At 42.6% G+C, this 3,761-nt stretch carries 3 protein-coding genes; 2 read left to right on the top strand and 1 reads right to left on the bottom strand.

Annotation, left to right across the window (positions count from 1 at the left end; translation table 11 throughout):
• Positions 1 to 130 precede the first annotated feature (130 nt).
• Positions 131 to 475 carry a hypothetical protein gene (locus ACTIE6_RS20025; RefSeq protein WP_439558335.1) on the bottom strand — a complete coding sequence of 115 codons (345 nt, stop codon included), beginning with the start codon at positions 473 to 475 and terminating at the stop codon, positions 131 to 133.
• A 165-nt stretch (positions 476 to 640) separates the two neighbouring features.
• Here ACTIE6_RS20025 and ACTIE6_RS20020 point away from each other — a divergent pair, with 165 nt between their 5' ends.
• Positions 641 to 2,929, top strand: coding sequence for an ATP-dependent helicase (locus ACTIE6_RS20020; protein WP_439558334.1), 2,289 nt, complete (start codon positions 641 to 643; stop codon positions 2,927 to 2,929).
• Between the two features lie 87 nt (positions 2,930 to 3,016).
• On the top strand, positions 3,017 to 3,761 hold a 745-nt coding region (locus ACTIE6_RS20015), incomplete at its 3' end, for a DUF4301 family protein (RefSeq protein WP_439558333.1).

Genomic DNA, 3,761 nt, shown 5'->3' with positions numbered 1-3,761 from the left:
TCCCGATTGGGAGTGCAAAAGTGCAGCCTTATTTCTTTAATTGCAAATCCAATTGGTAAATATTTTACGCCAAAATATCTGTTGCTAAACTAACCAGTTGAAAATGAATTCTATTACCTCAAAAAAGTTTTTAAAAAAATTTAAAGTATTCCATCACATGCATCTTTAATAACGATTCTTGCTTCATTAAATCGCCTGGTGGCAGAGCGCGCTCCAACTTATAATGGGGCCAACCATCCTTATCAAGGAACTCCAAAGCATAATATCCTGACAAGCTCAGCACTTTGCATATACCTATATGCATGAGATCCTGCTTCTGTTCTTTTGTGAACCGCTTTGCGCCCTGACCTAGCTCCTGTACTCCTATAAGAAACAATACGCCATTCAGGTCAGCTGGCTTTTTTCCCACCAGGCCTTCCAGCTTATTCAGCAAGAACTCCCATTGCGCCTCCAAAGGCTGATCTTCTATATTCATTATATCAATTCAATTATGGCGGCACAAACCTGCTTAGAATAACTGATAATGCATCAATCTTGTTCTAAGCGATAAAGATTATTTCAACGGAAACTTACAGCTTCTCTGTCCGGCTGGAAGAAGCGGTTAAATGGTTTTTCCTAACTTTGAGTTTTAGCAAATGGCATGAGCAAATCAGAAAGACATACAATATCTAATCAGGCAGACTATTTATCAACCCTGAACGAGCCCCAGCGAGAGGCAGTGTTGCACGGAGATGGACCTTTAATGATCATAGCGGGTGCAGGTTCAGGAAAAACCAGAGTACTTACCTATCGCATTGCAAATCTGATAGGAAATGGAGTAGATCCTTTTAGGATCCTCTCGCTCACTTTTACAAACAAAGCCTCCGGTGAAATGCGCCAGCGAATTGAGGGTGCGGTAGGTACAGAGGCCAGAAATATCTGGATGGGAACTTTCCACTCAGTTTTTGCCAAAATCCTTAGAATAGAAGCCCGTTACCTGGGATATACAAGCGATTTCTCCATTTATGATACTGATGATTCCAAGTCACTATTAAGAAGTATCATCAAAGAACTCAACCTTGATGATAAGGTCTACAAGGCCAATGTAGTCTTTAACAGAATCTCGGGAGCCAAAAACCGCCTTATCTCTGCCGACGATTACATCAACAACGCAATCATCCAGGCTGATGATGACGCGGCTAAAATGAAAGAAATAGGAAGGTTATATAAGATCTATGCAACCCGCTGTTTTCAGGCTAATGCTATGGATTTTGATGATCTTCTCTTCAATACGAATGTGCTTTTCCGCGATTTTCCGGATGTACTATATAAGTACCAGCACAAGTTTCAGCACGTAATGGTTGATGAGTTTCAGGATACCAACGTTTCTCAATACCTCATTACCCGTAAATTATCGGCTGTGCACCGGAACATAGTGGTGGTAGGTGACGATGCACAGAGCATTTATGCATTCCGGGGAGCAAACATTGAAAATATCCTGAATTTTGAAAAAGATTTCCCGGATGTAAGGACAATCAAGCTGGAACAAAATTATCGTTCAACAAGCACGATTGTTGAAGCTGCAAACTCTGTTATCGCGCGAAACAAAGCGCAGCTCGAAAAGAAAACCTTTACGCAAAATGAGGAAGGTTCGCTGATCGACGTACTCAAAGCCAATTCGGACAATGAAGAAGGGCGGCTCGTGGCTACTGCAATCTTTGAGGAGAAGATGCAAAAAGCTTTGAGAAACGAGAATTTCGCCATTTTGTACCGTACCAATGCGCAATCACGCTCCTTCGAGGAAGCGCTTCGAAAGCTTGGCATCAAATACAGGATCATAGGAGGGCAATCTTTTTACCAAAGAAAAGAAATCAAGGATCTGCTTGCTTATCTGCGGTTTACGGTTAACCAGCGTGATGAAGAAGCTTTCAAGCGGATTATCAATCTTCCCAAAAGAGGAATTGGCGACGCAACCGTTGCGAAAATAGCTGTTACTGCCTCAGAGAATGAAATGGCAATCTGGGATGTAGTTGCAAATATTGGAAAATATGCCACCGGACGCACAATTACGCCCATCGAGCAGTTCGGTACATTAATTAAAAGCTTCAAAATACAGGTAGAAGAAGGAAGAGATGCGTACGAAATTGCATCTCACATTGCCAAAGCTTCGGGTATTCTGCGTGAATTGTATGAAGACAAAACCATTGAAGGATTGTCAAGATACGAGAATGTCCAGGAATTGCTGAACGGGATTAAAGAATTTGTAGATAGCGAGCAAAATGAAGACAAAACGCTCAGCGCGTTTCTGCAATCGGTTTCCTTGTTAACAAATGCAGATGAGCCGGACGAAAACGAAGATCATGATCGGGTTACGATGATGACCATTCACTCGGCAAAAGGTCTGGAATTCAGGAACGTGTTCATTGTCGGTTTGGAAGAAGACCTTTTCCCAAGTCAGATGATGCTGGAAAGCAGGCAGGACCTGGAAGAAGAGCGCAGACTGTTTTATGTAGCGATCACCCGGGCAGAGAAAAAGTTGACATTTTCATACGCTGAAAGCCGCTATCAATGGGGTCGCATTAAAATGTGCGAACCGAGCCGGTTTTTGCTGGAAGTAGACCAGCGCTTCTTGAATGTAAACAAAATGACGCAGCATGCATTGGAACGAGATTCTCCGCCTCCAATTACATCCTTTGCCAGGAACCTGCAAAGAAAACCAGCCGCGCCCATTCCCAGTGCCACAACTACCCACGTACCCTCACCTGATTTTGTTCCAAGCGACACTTTTGATCTTGCGGAAGGTGATCAGGTCGAGCATTTGAAGTTCGGTTTTGGAACTGTAACCAAAATGGATGTAAATGGTACCGACCGGAAGGCGACCGTAAAATTTGATACTGTCGGCGAAAAAACCCTTTTACTCAGTTTTGCTAAACTCCGGATACTTAAATAAATAGATCGGGCATAGTTATAGTGTCTTCTTACGCCGCTTTTATTAGCTAACATTGCCCTAAAACTTCACTGATTAAACCATAACAGTATGTTCATAGAAAAAGATATAACGCAAATAGAAGAACGTGGAAGTGATATCCGCACTGTCGAAGAGCAGGTTGGATATTTTGTAAATGGATTTCCATTCCTGCAACTTTCCAAAGCAGCCACTGTGGGTGACGGAATTATCAGGTTAACAGAAGAAGAAATTTCAAAACTGATCATTGAATTTGATAAGCGCGCATCCGACGGAGAAGTGTCATTATTGAAATTTGTACCCGCTTCCGGAGCTGCGACACGTATGTTCAAGTCGCTTTTTGGTTTTTTGCAGGAAAATAAAAGGGATAAGTCGGTTGATGAGTTTTTTGCAAAGCTGAAAGAATTCGCGTTTTATGATGATCTGAAAGCGTCTCTCTTATCGGATGGTTTTCAAATTGAAAGTGCTGACGAACAAACGATTGTATCTTATTTTCTAACTACAAAAGGACTGGGATACGGAGAGCTTCCAAAAGGATTGTTGAAATTCCACAACTACCCGGAGCGGCCCAGGACACCTTTGGAAGAGCATTTGGTTGAAGGTGCGAAGTATGCGAATGCAGGCAGTCACGTTCAAATCCATTTTACAGTTTCACCGGAACATAGAGACAAATTTGAGAAGCTCGTAGTAGAGGTGCTGCCGAGCTACCAAAGCGAATTCGGCGTGCGCTACATTGTCTCGTTTTCAGAACAGAAAAGCGCTACCGACACCATTGCAGTGAATCTTGATAATTCTCCATTCCGCGAAAAGGACGGTT

Source organism: Dyadobacter sp., from assembly GCF_051859145.1.
GTDB lineage: Bacteria > Bacteroidota > Bacteroidia > Cytophagales > Spirosomataceae > Dyadobacter.
Note: the sequence above shows the minus strand (reverse complement) of the source record. Positions and strands in the feature narration are given on the sequence as shown.

Bases quoted from the DNA above. Each gene is read 5' to 3' on its own strand.
- ACTIE6_RS20020 (WP_439558334.1), top strand. From the start codon at position 641: ATGAGCAAATCAGAAAGACATACAATATCTAATCAGGCAGACTATTTA.
- ACTIE6_RS20025 (WP_439558335.1), bottom strand. From the start codon at position 475: ATGAATATAGAAGATCAGCCTTTGGAGGCGCAATGGGAGTTCTTGCTG.